The organism is Brevibacterium sp. LAARM3_SD1 (assembly GCF_057364765.1).
Window position 1 is genome coordinate 47290 of the sequence record NZ_JBNFOL010000007.1, and the last position, 15115, is coordinate 62404.

The window sequence follows — 15115 nt, forward strand, 5'->3', positions numbered from 1 at the left end:
ATCCGGGCAGCTGACCTCGGCGGGTGGTTCCACTCCTCCAACGGCCGTCGGTCGGCAGCGTGTTTCGCTGCCGACCCGCGGTCGTCATGTTCCCTGCGGATGGATCCTCCTCGAGATTTGCATTGCGATCGAGGCGGATCCACCCGCAGGAGACATCAACGGCTCACACCGTGCAGGGAATCGGTCACCGCAAGCTCACTCCAGCCGAAAGGCCACGTCTCGCTCACAACGAGCACTTCATCAGCGCCAAACCAACCCTGAATGCGCAGTTCATGCATTCATGTTGCGCACATCACGCAATCGGTGGCACACTTGCATGAGCCGTGCCGACGGGGCCGTCGTGCTCTGATTCGCCCCGAGGCACCGGCACGATCAATGGACAGATCCACCTCCGTGCAAGGAAGCCGAGTATGACCGCGCAGAACATCGACCGGGACGATCGCACAGGCGCCGAAGCCGCCGTCGACCCCTACCACCTCGACCCCAAGGACGTGCTCGAACCGCCCACAACCTTTGCGGGCAAGCTCAAGTACCTCGGTCCCGGTCTTGTCATCTCGGCCGCAGTCATCGGCTCCGGCGAACTCATCACCACCACGGCTCTCGGTGCCAAGGCCGGCTTCGTCCTCCTCTGGCTCGTCATCATCTCCACCGCGGTCAAGGTCTGGGTCCAGCTCGAGCTCGCGCAGTGGACCATCCTCTCCGGCAAGCCCGCGCTCGAAGGCTACGGCCACGTCGGTCCCCGCCTCATCGGGCGTGCCGGCTGGATCAACCTGCTGTGGATCCTCATGGACTTCGCGAAGGTCCTCCAGCGCGGCGGCATCATCGGCGGTGCCGTCGCTGCACTGAGCATCATGCTGCCTGTCTTCGGCGAGCCGCTCTCGACTCCGTCTCTCGTCTTCTGGACGGTCGTCTCGCTCGCGGTCGTCATCGCCCTGCTCGTGACGAACAAGTACAGCATCGTCGAGAAGTTCTCCGTCGGTGCGGTCATCATCTTCACGGTCTCCACTGTCGGACTCGCAGTATCGCTGCCCTTCACCGACTTCGCCTACACCTCGGCGGACGTCATGAGCGGACTGACCTTCGCCATTCCCGCCGGCACGCTGGGCTTCGCGGTCGCGATGTTCGGCATCACCGGCGTCGGCGCGACGAGATGACGACCTACACCTACTGGTGCCTCGAAAAGGGCTATGCCCGCTACTCCGGCCCGAACGACGGCACCGAGGAACGCGCCCGCCGCGCCCGCGGCTGGATCTCGGTGATGCGCACGGATGTGCTCGTCTCCTGGATCGTCTCGACCGTGTGCACGATGTCCTTCTACGTCATCGGCGCGGCTATCCTCCACCCGCAGAACCTCGTGCCCGAGGGCAACGACATGATCACCACGCTGTCGTCGATGTACTCCTCGACGATGGGCGAAGCCGGCTATTGGATCTTCCTCATCGGCGCGTTCGCCGTCCTCTTCTCGACCTTCATCGCGTCGACCGCGAGCGTGCCCCGGCTGTGGACGAACACGGTGTCCATCCTCGGCGTCTTCGATTGGGAGAACACCCTCACCCGTGGCCGCATCATCCGTGTGCTCACCGTGGTCTTCCCGATCATCTGGGCGCTGAGTTACCTCATCATCCAGTCCCCGGTGATCATGGTCCAGATCGGCGGGGTGGCCAGCGGCGTCTTCCTCGTCGCCGTCGTCATCGCCGTCTGGTACCTTCGCTCCCGAGAGGTGCCGGCCGAGTTCAAGTCCAACCACTTCTTCACGGTGATGCTCGTCTTCGCCTCCCTGGCGATCGGTCTGCTGGGCATCTACACCGTGTTCGAGACCTTCGGAATCGAGATCGGAGCCTGATGCGCCTCACCGTCCTCACCCCGTCCTTCGGCAAGTATTCGCAGCGACCGAGTGCGCGATCCGCGCAACTCGGCCTCGACCTCGACTACCGGACCGAGAATCATCCCAAGACCGGTCAGGACCTCATCGAGGCGATCTCCGGCGCCGAGGCGGTCATCGTCGGTCTCGATCGGATCGACTCCGAGGTGCTCGCCGCCTGCCCCGACCTCAAGGTCGTCGCGAAGCACGGAGCCGGGGTCGACAATATCGACTTGGACGCCGCCGCTGCTGCCGGAGTCAGGGTCGTCAACACTCCCGGAGCGAATGCCGAGTCCGTCGCCGACCTCACGCTCGGACTCCTCATCATGGGCGCCCGCCGGATCCGCGCGGCCGAGGATTCTCTGCGCGCCGGTGAGTGGGGCGTGTTCTTCGGTTCGCAGCTGAGCGGCAAACGCCTCGGCATCCTCGGCTTCGGCCGCATCGGACGGGAGGTCGCAAAGCGTGCCGCAGGATTCGGCCTGAGCATCGCTGCGTACGATCCGTACGTCCCGGATGAGGCCATCGCCGAGGCGGGGGCCGAGCCCCAGAACCTCGCCGAGGTGGTCGCAAGGTCCGACTTCCTCACCCTCCACCTGCCCGGTGGCGACGAGCCGCTGCTCGATGCCGAGCTTCTCGCCACGATGCCCAAGGGTGCCGGGCTCATCAACGCGGCCCGCGGCGGGCTCGTCGACGAGGCGGCTCTGGCCGGGGCCCTCGAATCCGGGCGGCTGTCATTCGCCGCACTGGACGCCTTCGCCACGGAACCGCTGGCGGCGGACGACCCTCTGCTCTCCGCGCCGAATCTCGTCGCCACCCCGCACATCGGCGCGTACTCCGATATTGCGAACGAGAACATGGGCACGTGGGCCGTCGAAGACGTCGTCCGGGTGCTGCAGGGCGAGGAACCGCGCTTCTCGGTGGTCTGATTCGCCAAGCACCACCGTCGCCATAGACAGAGCGGCATCGTAGACAAGAGGGGCTGCACCGATCGGTGCAGCCCCTCTGATCATTTCGACAGTTCGGGTCTCGGGCCGGATGGAAACTGCCTGCCCGGTCAGATCAGGCCAGGCCGCGCTCCACATCGGCGGCGACCGTCGCGGCGACCTGCTTCTTCGCCTCGTCCGAGAGCGCATTGAACGGCGCCCGCGCCGGACCGAGGCCGAATCCGCGCTCGTTCGCGGCAGCCTTGACCACTGTGTTCGGGTTGCCGAGTGCCAGGCAGTTGCGGATCGGGCGGATGCTGTCCTGTGCGGAGCGCGCAGCATCGATGTCCCCGGCGACGAACAGGTCATAGATCGAGGCCATGGTCTCCGGATAGATGTTCGCGATGCCGCTGATCCCTCCGGCACCGCCGGCCAGCAGGGTCCAGAGGATGAGGGAGTCATTGCCGGAAATGACGTCAAAGGTCTCGCGATCGGTGCGCTCGAGGTACTGCAGAATCGTGTCGAAGTTCCCGCTCGAGTCCTTGACCGCGGTGATGTTGTCCACGGCTGCGAGCTTTTCGAGCGTCGCCGGTGCCACGGCATTGCCGGTCCGCGCAGGAATGTTGTAGACGATGACCGGAACGTCGACGGAGTCGGCCACGGCCCGGAAGTGATTCTCGATCTCGACCTGCGAGGCGACCGCGAAGTACGGGGTGATGATCGACAGCGCGTCGGCACCGGCCGCAGCGGCATCGGCGGCGATCGCGATGGTCTCCCGGGTCGTTGCGGCACCGGCACCGATGACGACGGGGACGGCGCCGGCCACCTCGTCGATGACGATCCGCGCGGCTTCGGCACGCTCGGCCGCGGACTGGGCGTAGAACTCACCGTTCGTGCCGAGGGCGAAGATGCCGTGGACTCCGGCGGTGAGCTGACGGCGGACATGGGCGCGCAGGGCCGCCTCGGCGATGTTCTCGTCTTCGTCGAACGGAGTGGCGGTGGCGGCGAGGATGCCTCGGGTGGCTGTCATGGTGGTTCCCTCTCAGGTGGTGGAGTGGTTGATCGGCGACGGGTCAGCGGTTGTACTTCGGCTGGGAGCCGCGGACTTCGGCGGTGGCGTCATCGACGGCGGTGAGCACATCGGCCGGCAGCGGGCCTTTGGCGATCGCGGCGATATTGCCCTCAAGCTGGGAGACTCGGCTGGCTCCGAGCAGCAGGGCGGAGATTCCGGGCGCCTCGGCAACCCAGCGCAGGGCGAGCTCGGCCTGCGGGATCCCGGAATCGTCGGCCACGGCGGCAAAGGCCTCGACCGCGGCGAGGACGGAGTCGGAGAGGTAGCGCTGCGAGTACATCTCTGCCAGCACGGATCCCGAGAAACGATCCCCCGTTCCATCGGTCGACGGGCGGCGGGCCAGCAGGCCCCCGGCCAGCGGGTTGTAGGCCATCGTTGCGATGCCGTGGGACTGTCCACATTCGAGCCATTCGTCCTCGATCCGGCGGGCCAGGACGCTGTAGACGTTCTGCGCTACGACGGGGCGCGGGGCGCCCGCGCGCTCGGCGGCGGCGATGACGTCGACGGCCTGCCAGGCGGCGAAGTTCGAGAAGCCCAGCGCGGTGATCTTGCCTTCGGCGCGCAGGGCGGCGATGGTCTCGAGCGTCTCGTCGAGCGAGGCCGCACGGTCGGGCTGGTGGAGATAGAAGAGGTCGATCGACTCGACGTCGAGGCGGCGCAGGGACCCTTCGACGCTCGCGCGCAGTCCCGCTGCGGACAGCGGCGAATGCTCGCCGGCATCGGCGTGGGGCATGCCTGCCTTCGTCGCGAGCACGATCCGGTCCCGGTGCTTCTTCACCAGCGGCGAGATGAGGCTCTCCGTCTTCGACTTCGCATATCCGTTGGCGGTGTCGATGCCGGTGATCCCGGCCGCTACGGCGGCTTCGAAGACCTCGTGCGCTGCCGCTTCGGTCACGGTGTCGCCGAATGTCATCGTGCCGAGCACCAGCCGGGACAGGGGGACGGAGACTCCGTCGAGCGTGATGGTCGAGTCTGTGGTCAAGGGAGTCTCCTCGTTGAGTGGGGCAGATCGTCGATACACCGATCTTCCCATTTGTGCGTGGATCGTGCAACAATTTGCGCATTTCGCGCACACATGTCAGTGTAGAGGGTGTTCAGCCGGACCGGACGCAAAGGAGTGCCATGTCAGCAGGCGAATCCGGTGTCCTGGTCATTGCCGACGATCTCAGCGGCGCTGCCGAGGTCGCCGCCACACTCGATCCGGGCACCCCGATCGTGCTCACCTCGTCGAGTGCAGAGTCCGCGACCGGCACAGATGACACCATCACCGAGGCGAACCCCGGCACAGATGACACCATCGCCGAGGAGAACGCCGGCGCGGATGACACCATCATCGAGGCGAACGCCGGCTCAGAATCCGATCGATCTTTCGCCGAGGCGGCCGACACAGATCCCCGGGACCTCGTCGTCGATCTCGACTGCCGTTATCTGCCGGCCGAGTCGGCCGGCGCCCGCACTGCAGCTGCACTTCGTGACTTCGGTTCGCCCCGCACCACACTCATCAAGGTCGATTCCCTGCTCCGCGGCAATATCCGCGCCGCGCTCACTGCGGCCCTCGACCACGCGGGCGGCCTCGTGATCTTCGCTCCGGCGCTTCCGCAGCAGGCCCGCACGGTCGTCGGCGGAGTGCCCTTCGACAACGGAATTCGGCTCAGCAGCACCCGCGCCTGGAGCCTCGAGGACGGCAGCGCACCGGAGGCACTATCGGATCTGTGCCCCGTCCCCGCCCGTCATTTGGGCCTCGGCGAACTGCGGTCACTGCCCGGCACCGATGCTGCCGACGTCTTCGCCGACGTCGTTGACAGCCGCAGTTCGGACGCCGCTGACAGCCGCGACGCCGTTGACAGCGCGGACGCCAGTATCGACGCCGCGAATGCCGGCGTCGGTGGCGAGCGCCTCATCACCGCCGATGCCGAGACGATGGAGGATCTCACCCGTATCGTCGCTCTCGCCGAGGCGACCTCGGCCGTCCTCGTCGGCACTTCCGCACTCGCGCGCGCCTTGGCCGAGCGTCGAAGAGGCGGACTCACTGCACCAAGCGACGCATCTGCCCTGGCCGATGCGGGTGACACAGCAGCTGAACGGCCCGCCCCGTCATCGTTGCCGCGCACGCCCACACGGGTCCTCACTCTCCTCGGCACCGCTGCGGAGAGGATCGAGACGCAGATCGCTCACCTGCGTGACCACTCGGACACTCGAGTGCTCGACTTCCCCGCCACCGAGGTAACCGCTTGGGCCGACGACCCCTACCGTCTTGACGATTCCGCCGCACGCGTACGCGAGGCCCTGACCGAGTCCCACCTCGTCGTCCGACTCACCGACACGGGAGCCTCCGTCGACCCTCGGCCGCTGCCGGGCTTCCTCGCCGAACTCGCCACCCGTGCACTGTCCGGATTCGGGCCCGTCGCCCTTGCTGCCGCCGGCGGAGAGACGGCAAGCGCCGTGTTCGACCGCCTCGGCGTGCACAGGATCGAAACGATCCGCGAGATCCACCCGGGTGCGGTGCTGTCCACGGTCAGCACCGCCTCGGCGAACATTGCCGACGATGTCGACCTCGCCGCCGTCGTCACTCGGCCCGGCGGCCAGGGCGGACCCGATTCCCTCACCCTCATCCACGCGGCTCTGACCACCGGTGAGCCCACCACGACCACCGCGGCCACCGTCGCGAACCACGAAGGAGAGTCAATGAACGCGCTTCCCACAGTCGCAGTGACCATGGGCGACGGGGCCGGCGTCGGCCCCGAGATCTGCATCGCCGCCTGCCTCGACCCGTCGGTGCTCGCGGTCGCAGCCCCCGTCGTCATCGGGGATGCCGCACGGCTCGAGCAGGCCGCGCAGGTGCTCGGCACCGCGGTCGAGATCCGCCGCGTCGACTCCCCTGCCGATGCCGAGCACGTGCCCGGCGTCATCAACGTCATCGACCTCGCCCTCCTTCCGGGCGATCTGCCCTGGGGCGAACTCTCCCCCGTCGCGGGAGATGCCGCGTTCCGCTACATCGAACGCGCCTCGCAGCTGGCCATGTCCGGTGAGGTGCAGGCGATCTGCACGGCGCCGCTCAACAAGGAGGCCCTCCACTCCGCCGGGCACAAGTACCCCGGGCACACCGAGATGCTCGCCTCGCTCACCGACACCGAGGAGGTCTCGATGATGCTCTCCTCCCCCAAGCTGCGCGTCATCCACGTGACCACCCACATCGGACTCATCGATGCCGTGGCGAAGATCGAGCCCGGCCTCGTCGAACGCACCGTCCGCCGCGGCCACGACGCACTCATCCGGGCCGGACTGGAACGGCCGCATATCGGCGTCTGCGCGATCAACCCGCACGCCGGTGAGAACGGGCTCTTCGGCTACGGCGAAGAGGAGGAGAAGATCACTCCGGCGATCACGAAGCTGCAGGCCGACGGCATCGACGCCGTCGGGCCGCTGTCCGCCGACACCGCCTTCTTCCTCGCCGGCCGCGGTGACTACGACCTCATCGTCGCGATGTACCACGACCAGGGGCACGGACCCATCAAGGTCCTCGGCATCGATGCCGGCGTCAACATCACCGTCGGCCTGCCGGTCATCCGCACCTCGGTCGATCACGGCACCGCCTTCGACATCGCCGGCACCGGCAAGGTCGACACCGAGTCGATGAGTGAGGCGATGCGTCAGGCCGCGGCTCTCGCCGTCGTCTGAGCCGCCTCTGCCGTCGGCCCGTTCTCAGCCTCGATGCGCGGTCAGGACCGCCCCTGACCAGCCCCTGCGCCGAGGATGTTCTGCGCAGTTCGCGCGAGTCTGAGTTCGCGAACCGCCCCATCACCGAGGCGGCTCTGCGCAATCCGCGCGAGAATCCGCGATACAGTGGCGATCAACGACTACCGATCAGGAGTGTGATGAACGCAGGCGAACGTCGCGAGGAGATCCTTCAGCTCGTCCGGACGCAGGGCGAGATGAGTGTCGAGTCCCTGTCGGAGATGCTCGGGGTCACCGCGTCGACGATCCGTCGCGACCTCGCAAAGCTCACCGACTCGGGAGAGTTGGCACGCACCTACGGCGGCGTGATCGCCGTCCCCTCAGAGTCCGAGACCACGCTGGCCGAACGCTCCCACGAAGCCCCCGAGGTGAAACGGGCCATCGGCTCCTGGTGCGCCCGGCAGGTCCCTGCCGGTTCGCATGTGCTCCTCGACGCCGGCACGACGACCGCGCAGGTCGCCCGTGCGCTCCGGGATACCGCCCCTCTGTCCGTGGTGTCCTCCGGCCTGACTTCCCTGCAGCAGATGGCCGACCTAGAGGACGTGGAGTTCACGCTCCTCGGCGGTCGTTACCGCCCCGTCAGCCAGGGCTTCATCGGCCCCATCACCGAGGCGGGGCTGGAGAAATTCACGTTCGACTTCGCCTTCCTCGGCGCCGATGCCGTCACCGCCGAGGACGGAGTGTGCGAGGCTCTGCCCGAACAGGTTCGCCTCAAAGAGCTGATGAGCCGCCGCGCCACCCACGTCTTCGTTCTCGCCCATGCCGAGAAGCTCGGCCAGCGGCCCTTCCACGCCTGGGCCGACCTCGGCAACGGCTGGACTCTCGTCACCGACGATTCGGCCGATCCGGCGCAGATCACACCGTTCGAAGACCGCGGTATCACCGTCGTCCGTGTCGACCAGATGGGCAACGCCGTGCAGAGCTGACGGCACGAGGACGTGAAGAGGCCCCGGGACTCAGCCCCAGAGCTTGCAGTCAGTGTGGACCTGATCCTCGACTCCGGAGATCCACTCCTCGTCGAAGACGACATGCCGGATCGCCCGGCGGGAGCTGAAGGCGTAGACGACGTGGATGAGCCCGTCGGCGTCGACGATGCCGTGCGGGTACTCCTGACGGCGATTGCTGCGCAGATTGCCCTCACCGGAGAATCCGTCACCGGGCTCGATGACTCGACGCACGGGCCAGGTGCGGCCCTCATCGTTCGACACCGCGATGACGATCCGCATCCGTTCGTACGGCCAGACCACCTCGCCGGGTTCCGTGGCGACCTGGTGCTCGTTCGAGACGAGAGCGAGCATGCCCGAGGGCAGACGGAATGCGCTGAGCCCGGCATTGTTGTTCGGCACCTCGGTGGCTTCGGGCACCGACCAGGTCTCTCCGCCGTCCTCGGATCGGCTGAGGTAGACCCAGTCGGCGAAGCGTGAGCGGAAGAGGCTGACGAGTCGTCCCGGCTCGAGCTCGACGATGTTCGGGTGGACCCGACCGGCTGCCTCGGGGAATTCGACCTGTCTCCAGGTCGATCCCTGATCCGCGGAGATCTGGACGACCGGTTGGTCGGAGCCGTTCTTCGAATCATCGTCGAAGCACAGCCACTGAGTGTGCGCCCAGGTCCCACCCTCAAGCACCTGGATGGGCTGTCGGCAGAACGTTCCTTCGCGGTCGAAGAGCGTCTCCGGTTCGCTCCAGCTCGCTCCGTCGTCGGTCGAACGGATCACCTTGACCACGGAGGTGTGCTGGAGGTTGAAGGTCTCGGGGACCCCGGACTGCCGCGACAGCTGAGAGGTATAGACGAGCCAGATCGTCCCGTCGGGGGCTGCGAAGAGACCGGGGTTCTGATCCGATCGGATCTCATCGTGGGTCACCGCCGCCGAGGCGGTCCATCGTCCCGTATCGACGTCGAACCGGGAGACGAGGATGTCGATGTCCTTGTTGCCCTCATCGCTGCCGCCGAACCAGGCGGCCAGCAGACCACCGCCGGGCAGGGACAGGATCGACGGCGCGTGATTCGAGCGCCGATCAGTCGGGATCACCGCGGCCGCGGAACCATCGTCCTCGAAGAACCGGAGCCTGCCGTCAGACGACGGTGCGGGAACTCGTTCGAGTGCGGGCTGGGACAGCAGTGTCATGGGTGTCTCCTCCATGTCTTGGCAACGGAATCAGGGTACTTAACTCGGCGGGATCGCTCGCACGGCAGGGGTGGGCCGCCTCGGCGAGGGAATCCCCGGACCGACGGTCCGACTCATCATCCGAACGCGGTCTGGAACATCGCGGGGATCTGCATGGCGATCTGGACGCCGACGACGATGGCGATGATGCCGAGGAGAAGCAGCAGTCCGATCTGCCATTTCCGATTGACCGCGTAGGAGTGCATGTGCTTCTTCCGGGAGGTCAGCAGCAGGATGCAGACGACGATGATCGGGAGGCTGAGCACGGTGGAGATCGCGGTGCCGACGATGTTGAGCGAGATGAGATCCGGGGCGCCGGGGATCGTCGAGGCCAGGGGCAGGACGATGAAGACGATCGCCTGGATCCACCGGAAGGCGGGGTTCTCCTCGTCGCGGCCGAGGAACTTCCGCATCGACGGCACGGTGTGGTTGATGCCGTTGATGGCCAGCTGCGAGAAACCGCGCGACTGCGGCGGGAAGCTCGTCATCGCGGCGAAGAAGATGCACATCCATAGCAGATACGGACCGACCGGGCCGACGGCGACCGAGAGCATGTGGGAGAGGTCGAATTCGTCGGCGATGGAGAAGCCGGGGTGGGCGGCGCTGAATTCGGCGGCGACGATCCAGAACAGCAGGTTGATGATGAGCAGCGGGGCCATGCCGGCGATGAGGTCGAACTGCTGGATCTTCCGATACTTCGGTCCGACCCAGCCCTTGTCGCGCATGAAGCCCGAATAGAGAAGGTTGGGCATGTTGCCGGCGATCGTGCCGATGGTCGCCGAGGCGATGACGATGGGGGCGAACGCCGAGGTGTTCTGCTCCTTCGGGATCTCGAAGGCCATGCCCTGGACGAAGCCGGCGATGTCGAAGGTCCCGATCTTGATGAGCGCGTAGACGAAGGCGATGATCATCGCGACAGAGGCGAAACGGGCGAAGTATTCGAGGACGACGAACTGCTTGCGCAGCATGACCAGCGACAGAGTGAGCGCGACGATGATGATCGCGCAGAAGAAACGGCCCCAGCTGCCTCCCCACTCACCGCCGGTGAGTTCGTGGAGTCCGACGGCCGCGGCGAGGAGGAAGGTGGCCTGAGTGATGAAGCCGGCGATGAGGACGACCGCGGCCATGATCCCCGGCAGCACCGGCGACAGGCGGGCGAATCCGTCGAGGATCTGTGTGTCCCCGTGCTTGTTCATCAGCGTGTACTTCGCGATGGACGAGATGATGAACGTGCGGGCGACGAGAGAGAGGATGAGCGTCCACAGCAGCGCATACCCGTAGGAGGCGCCGGAGACGGAGGAGCTGACGAGGTCGCCGGTGCCCAGGAAGGACATGGCCAGCACGAGGCGGCCGACCGAAGTGACGAGACCGAGACCGCGCGGCAGCGGATTCTGCGCGGGCATCGAAGAGACAGAGCTGCGTTTCACGCTATGGACATCGGCGGCCATGGCTGCACTCCCATGTGTAGATGGACATCTGAGCGATTGCCCGAAGAATGATGCAAGGATTGATCCGCGTCATCACCGTGCGCAATCTTCGTAAAGACTAGCCCATACATGCGTGTTGTGCGCAAGCAATTTCGCAAGAAAGATGCTTGATTGTTCGTTCTGCGCATAGAATAGGTGATCAGAACGCGCAATCTGCGCCGTACGGCTGCAGTGTCGCAAGCGGAAGAAGTCGCCTGACCAGCGGCCCGCAGATGTCCGACCGCGGCGCCCACAGCAGAGGAATGAGGAATCGATGGAGATCGTCCAGTACCTGATCATCGGGATCGTGGTGCTGGGTTCAGCCTGCTTGCAGGGCTCCATCGGATTCGGCCTCGGCATGATCACCGCACCAGTGCTCGCGCTCCTGCGCCCCGACCTGCTGCCGTCCGCCCTGCTGCTGCTGGCTACCCTCACCTCATTCACGGCGTTCGCCCGCGAACGTCAGGACGTCGACTGGAAGCTCGTCGGCTGGGGCGCCCTCGGACGACTGCCCGGCATCGCCATCGGCACCGCCGCCGTGGTGATGCTGCCGGATTCCGGGCTGTCTCTGATGCTCGCGATCACCGTCCTCGCCGGCGCCGCATTCAGCCTTGTCGGCTGGTCCCCGGCGGCCTCGCACCGCAATATGTTCATCGCGTCATCGGTCTCGGGGATCTTCGGCACGGCCACGAGCATCGGCGGACCGCCGATCAGTCTCATCATGCGCTCGCTCGATCCGTCGTCGATGCGCTCGACGATGAGCGCCTACTTCACCCTCGGCAGCATCCTGTCTCTGACGGGACTGACCATCGGCGGCGAAGTCGGCACCAGACATCTCATCGCAGCAGCGTTCCTGCTGCCGTTCATGCTCATCGGGCTGTGGCTGTCGAACTTCGTCATCCGACGTGCAGACCGTCGACTCCTCTACCGCCTCGCCGTCGGCTCCTCGATCGCCGGGGCGCTCCTTGTCATCGTCGAAGTCGTTCGTTCGCAGCTCGCCTGAACCGGCGACCCCTAGTCGCGATCTGACGAGACGGCATCCCGGCCGGCGGCCGTCGTCGTGTCTCCTGCGGTGGATCCACCTCGAATTCCGCGCTGACTTCAGGGCGGATCCACCCGCAGGAGACATCGACCGCTCTCTCAGCACGCCGAGGTCCGGAAACAAACGCCGCGGACCATATTCGTCACTTAACTACCGCTCAGTTCTACTATCAAGTAATGTGTGTGGTGCCCGTCACAATCAGGACGTCCAGCGGTGAACACTCTGGCGGACGGCACCCCGTCACCACACTGGCCTCACCGTCACGGTGCATTCCACCGCGATCTGCACCGGCACTACTGTCCCGCACCTTCTCAATGCCGAGAGACAAGGCAGAACAGGACCACCGCCTATGAGCACGCCAACCACAGCACTGCCGACCACCTCCTCACACGGGCCTCGTCGTCGCCTCCAGGCCCTGAGCGCCGCAGCCGTCGTCGGCCTCGCACTCACGTTGTGCACGACCACCGCGCCGGCCCACGCCGCCGAACTCGTTCCGCAGACCGATGCCGAGGCCGAACAGTTCCTCGACGACCGTGCCGCAGAGGATCCGAGCACGCTCGACCGCGAATCCGTCCCCGAGGGCATCAGCGTCGAACAGGCGAAGAAAGCCGTCGCGAAGACCGACGAGCTCACGCCCGCCGACGTCGAATACGCAGCTGCGCAGGAAGACCTTCCGGCATCAGGAGTCCCCGGAGATTTCTATCAGACCCCGGACTCGCTGCCGAGCGAGGACGGCACAGTCCTCAAGCAGGCCGACTCGGAGTTCTACCTCGACCCGGTGAAACTCATCAAACATGACGCGAAGTCGACGGTCTTCATGTACAAGACCACTGATGAGGAGGGCAAGGCCCGAGCCGCGACCGCCACCCTGCTCACTCCGAACGGCGCGAGCAGCCATGCCGACGATGCCGTCGTCATCTCGCCGGGCACTCAGGGCATCGCCGACAAGTGCGCTCCCAGCCGTCAGCTGGGCATGGGAACCGAGTACGAGGGGATCTCCGTCGCCTCGGCCCTGGCCGCGAAGCATCCTGTCGTCGTCGTCGACTACATGGGCCTCGGCACCGAGGGCACCCACCACTACGTCAACCGTGTCGAAGAGGGCCGGTCGGTCCTGGATGCGGCACGTGCCGTCCAGCAGGTCGAGGGCAGCGAGATCGACGAGGACACCAAACTCCAGCTGCGCGGGTACTCGCAGGGCGGTCACGCCACGACGGCTGCCCTGGAACTCCAGAAGGAGTGGGCGCCCGAGCTCAACATCGCCTCGGCTTCGGCCGGCGCTGTGCCGGTCGATCTGCACAAGACCGTGTCCGGGCTCTCGAGCGTCTACACGGCATTCGCGCTCTACGGTGTCGTCGGGTTCGCCGAGCAGGCCGACATCGATACAAGCGACTTCCTCAACGAGAAAGGGCAGAAGATGGTGGCCGACACAGCGGACAAGTGCACCGTCGAGGCCCTGCTCTCGACAGCCTTCACGGATGGAAAGTCGCTGACGAAGAACGGCGAGTCGTTCACCGACATCATCGACGAGCACTTCACCGACATCGTTGACCGGCAGCGGTTGGGCAAGGCCGCGGTGCCGGATGTTCCGCTGTTGGTCAACCACAGCCGCCTCGACGACGTCATCTCGTTCGATCAGGGCAAGGAACTCGCCTCGACGTGGTGCCGAGCCGGCCACAAGGTGGCGTTCGAGGACAACCTCGGGCCCACACATGTCGGCGGCTACGTCGCCGCGCTGCCGCGCATCGAAACCTTCACCACCCGCACCTTCGCGGGCAAGGCTCCGCTCGACAGCTGCTGGAGACTCTGACCTCTTATCTCACCGAGGCAGCCCACCGTGATCGGATCAACCATCCGAACGACGTGGTCCGTCCTCGCCGAGGCGGCCCACACCATTGGGAAGCCCATGCACACGAGGCGGCCCTCCCGAAACGGGAGGGCCGCCTCGGCGATATTCACGGGTTTGGGCTGTGCCGGCGACGGTCACATGACGTAGGAAAGGATCATCGAGACGAGGGTCGCGACGACGACGGAGTTGAAGGCGAAGGCGACGATGACGTTCGTGCGCACCAGTCGCCAGGCTTTCCGCGACACCCCTCGGCCGGGGAGCGCGGCCGTCATCGTCGATGACAGCACGGAGAAGGTCAGGTAGTCGCCGAACTCGCGTGGGCCTTCCATCTCGAATTCGAGTTGCCGCTCCCCCGGGCTGCCGCCGCCGCTGAGGTCGAGACGCATGAACTCGAGTGCGAACGAATACACGAGCACCGCCCACGAGGCGATGACATTCGCGATGCCGAGCGCCGCAGAGATACCGATGCTGGCGCTCGAGCCAGAGGTGACGAGGAAGATGTTGAAGATGAATGCGAGGTAGGCAGCCATGGTCGCCCAGGACACTGCTCCGCCCATCCCGAACCACCGCGACCACCATCGTCGGCGGTTCGCCACTGACCAGCGGGAATGGACGATGAGTTCGGTCTCGTCGAGGTCTCTCAGTCCCGCGTGGGTCCACAGCAGATAGGTCAGCGCGAAGAGCGGCCAGAAGACGAGGAAGAGGTTGATGACCTCGTGCGGCAGGGCCAGCGATGCAGCCATGCTCGGGCCAGAACCCAGTGGATCGAAGTCGAATCCGAACACGAGGATTCCGCTGACGATGAGCGCCGGGACTCCCGCGATATTTGCGCGCGAGTCGTCGGAGAGGGTGAGCATCTGACTGTGCGTGGGTCTCATCGGCCCGGCTCCGGTTCGTTCGACGCGGCGGCTGTTCGAGTTCAGCCTAGTCGAGGGTGGGCCCGACTCGGCCGATCTCCGAATCGGACCGGTGGCACCGAGTCAGATCAGGCGATCCCCGATGCAA

12 protein-coding genes are annotated in these 15115 nt (G+C 66.0%); 7 read left to right on the forward strand and 5 right to left on the reverse strand.

Annotated features, from left to right (window positions below; all coding sequences use genetic code 11):
* The first annotated feature begins 410 nt into the window (after positions 1-410).
* The 3 genes from AC2W7L_RS05870 to AC2W7L_RS05880 are packed head-to-tail and all read left to right on the forward strand — an operon-like array spanning position 411 to position 2787.
* On the forward strand, positions 411-1154 hold the full coding sequence (locus tag AC2W7L_RS05870; protein ID WP_486003676.1) for a hypothetical protein: 744 nt from the start codon (positions 411-413) through the stop codon (positions 1152-1154).
* A complete protein-coding gene (locus tag AC2W7L_RS05875; RefSeq protein WP_486003677.1) occupies positions 1151-1843 on the forward strand; it encodes a hypothetical protein in 693 nt (230 codons plus the stop codon). Before AC2W7L_RS05870 ends, AC2W7L_RS05875 begins: the two co-directional genes overlap by 4 nt.
* The gene (locus tag AC2W7L_RS05880) at positions 1843-2787 is read left to right on the forward strand and encodes a phosphoglycerate dehydrogenase (protein WP_486003678.1); all 945 of its coding nucleotides are present in this window, start codon (positions 1843-1845) and stop codon (positions 2785-2787) included. Before AC2W7L_RS05875 ends, AC2W7L_RS05880 begins: the two co-directional genes overlap by 1 nt.
* 133 nt (positions 2788-2920) lie before the next feature.
* On the opposite strand, the gene AC2W7L_RS05885 is transcribed toward AC2W7L_RS05880, so the two are convergent.
* Together AC2W7L_RS05885 and AC2W7L_RS05890 are read right to left on the reverse strand one after the other, a co-directional pair.
* Positions 2921-3814 (reverse strand): dihydrodipicolinate synthase family protein, encoded by an 894-nt coding sequence (locus AC2W7L_RS05885; protein WP_486003679.1) that lies wholly within the window; start codon positions 3812-3814, stop codon positions 2921-2923.
* Positions 3815-3857: 43 nt separating this feature from the next.
* Entirely contained in the window at positions 3858-4838 is a 981-nt protein-coding gene (locus AC2W7L_RS05890; RefSeq protein ID WP_486003680.1) for an aldo/keto reductase, read from the reverse strand.
* 140 nt (positions 4839-4978) lie between these two features.
* On the opposite strand from AC2W7L_RS05890, the gene pdxA reads away from it, so the two are divergent.
* Together pdxA and AC2W7L_RS05900 are read left to right on the forward strand one after the other, a co-directional pair.
* On the forward strand, positions 4979-7534 hold the full coding sequence (gene pdxA, locus AC2W7L_RS05895) for a 4-hydroxythreonine-4-phosphate dehydrogenase PdxA (protein WP_486003681.1): 2556 nt from the start codon (positions 4979-4981) through the stop codon (positions 7532-7534).
* A 197-nt stretch (positions 7535-7731) separates the two neighbouring features.
* Positions 7732-8517, forward strand: coding sequence for a DeoR/GlpR family DNA-binding transcription regulator (locus AC2W7L_RS05900; protein WP_370036029.1), 786 nt, complete (start codon positions 7732-7734; stop codon positions 8515-8517).
* Positions 8518-8547: 30 nt separating this feature from the next.
* On the opposite strand, the gene AC2W7L_RS05905 is transcribed toward AC2W7L_RS05900, so the two are convergent.
* A complete protein-coding gene (locus tag AC2W7L_RS05905) occupies positions 8548-9717 on the reverse strand; it encodes a sialidase family protein (RefSeq protein ID WP_370036027.1) in 1170 nt (389 codons plus the stop codon).
* Positions 9718-9833: 116 nt separating this feature from the next.
* On the reverse strand, positions 9834-11183 hold the full coding sequence (locus AC2W7L_RS05910) for a divalent metal cation transporter (protein WP_486003682.1): 1350 nt from the start codon (positions 11181-11183) through the stop codon (positions 9834-9836).
* Between the two features lie 313 nt (positions 11184-11496).
* On the opposite strand from AC2W7L_RS05910, the gene AC2W7L_RS05915 reads away from it, so the two are divergent.
* Positions 11497-12225 carry a sulfite exporter TauE/SafE family protein gene (locus tag AC2W7L_RS05915; protein WP_486003683.1) on the forward strand — a complete coding sequence of 243 codons (729 nt, stop codon included), beginning with the start codon at positions 11497-11499 and terminating at the stop codon, positions 12223-12225.
* Positions 12226-12613: 388 nt separating this feature from the next.
* Positions 12614-14071 (forward strand): lipase family protein, encoded by a 1458-nt coding sequence (locus tag AC2W7L_RS05920; protein WP_486003684.1) that lies wholly within the window; start codon positions 12614-12616, stop codon positions 14069-14071.
* A gap of 173 nt (positions 14072-14244) precedes the next feature.
* Here the strand turns inward: AC2W7L_RS05920 and AC2W7L_RS05925 are convergent, their stop codons facing one another.
* Entirely contained in the window at positions 14245-14988 is a 744-nt protein-coding gene (locus tag AC2W7L_RS05925; RefSeq protein WP_486003685.1) for a DUF1345 domain-containing protein, read from the reverse strand.
* Positions 14989-15115 lie beyond the last annotated feature (127 nt).

Excerpts from the sequence above, each read along its gene's own strand:
- AC2W7L_RS05915 (WP_486003683.1), top strand. The coding sequence starts at position 11,497 with ATGGAGATCGTCCAGTACCTGATCATCGGGATCGTGGTGCTGGGTTCA.
- AC2W7L_RS05920 (WP_486003684.1), top strand. The coding sequence starts at position 12,614 with ATGAGCACGCCAACCACAGCACTGCCGACCACCTCCTCACACGGGCCT.
- pdxA (WP_486003681.1), top strand. The coding sequence starts at position 4,979 with ATGTCAGCAGGCGAATCCGGTGTCCTGGTCATTGCCGACGATCTCAGC.
- AC2W7L_RS05870 (WP_486003676.1), top strand. The coding sequence starts at position 411 with ATGACCGCGCAGAACATCGACCGGGACGATCGCACAGGCGCCGAAGCC.
- AC2W7L_RS05875 (WP_486003677.1), top strand. The coding sequence starts at position 1,151 with ATGACGACCTACACCTACTGGTGCCTCGAAAAGGGCTATGCCCGCTAC.
- AC2W7L_RS05905 (WP_370036027.1), bottom strand. The coding sequence starts at position 9,717 with ATGACACTGCTGTCCCAGCCCGCACTCGAACGAGTTCCCGCACCGTCG.
- AC2W7L_RS05885 (WP_486003679.1), bottom strand. The coding sequence starts at position 3,814 with ATGACAGCCACCCGAGGCATCCTCGCCGCCACCGCCACTCCGTTCGAC.
- AC2W7L_RS05900 (WP_370036029.1), top strand. The coding sequence starts at position 7,732 with ATGAACGCAGGCGAACGTCGCGAGGAGATCCTTCAGCTCGTCCGGACG.
- AC2W7L_RS05925 (WP_486003685.1), bottom strand. The coding sequence starts at position 14,988 with ATGAGACCCACGCACAGTCAGATGCTCACCCTCTCCGACGACTCGCGC.
- AC2W7L_RS05880 (WP_486003678.1), top strand. The coding sequence starts at position 1,843 with ATGCGCCTCACCGTCCTCACCCCGTCCTTCGGCAAGTATTCGCAGCGA.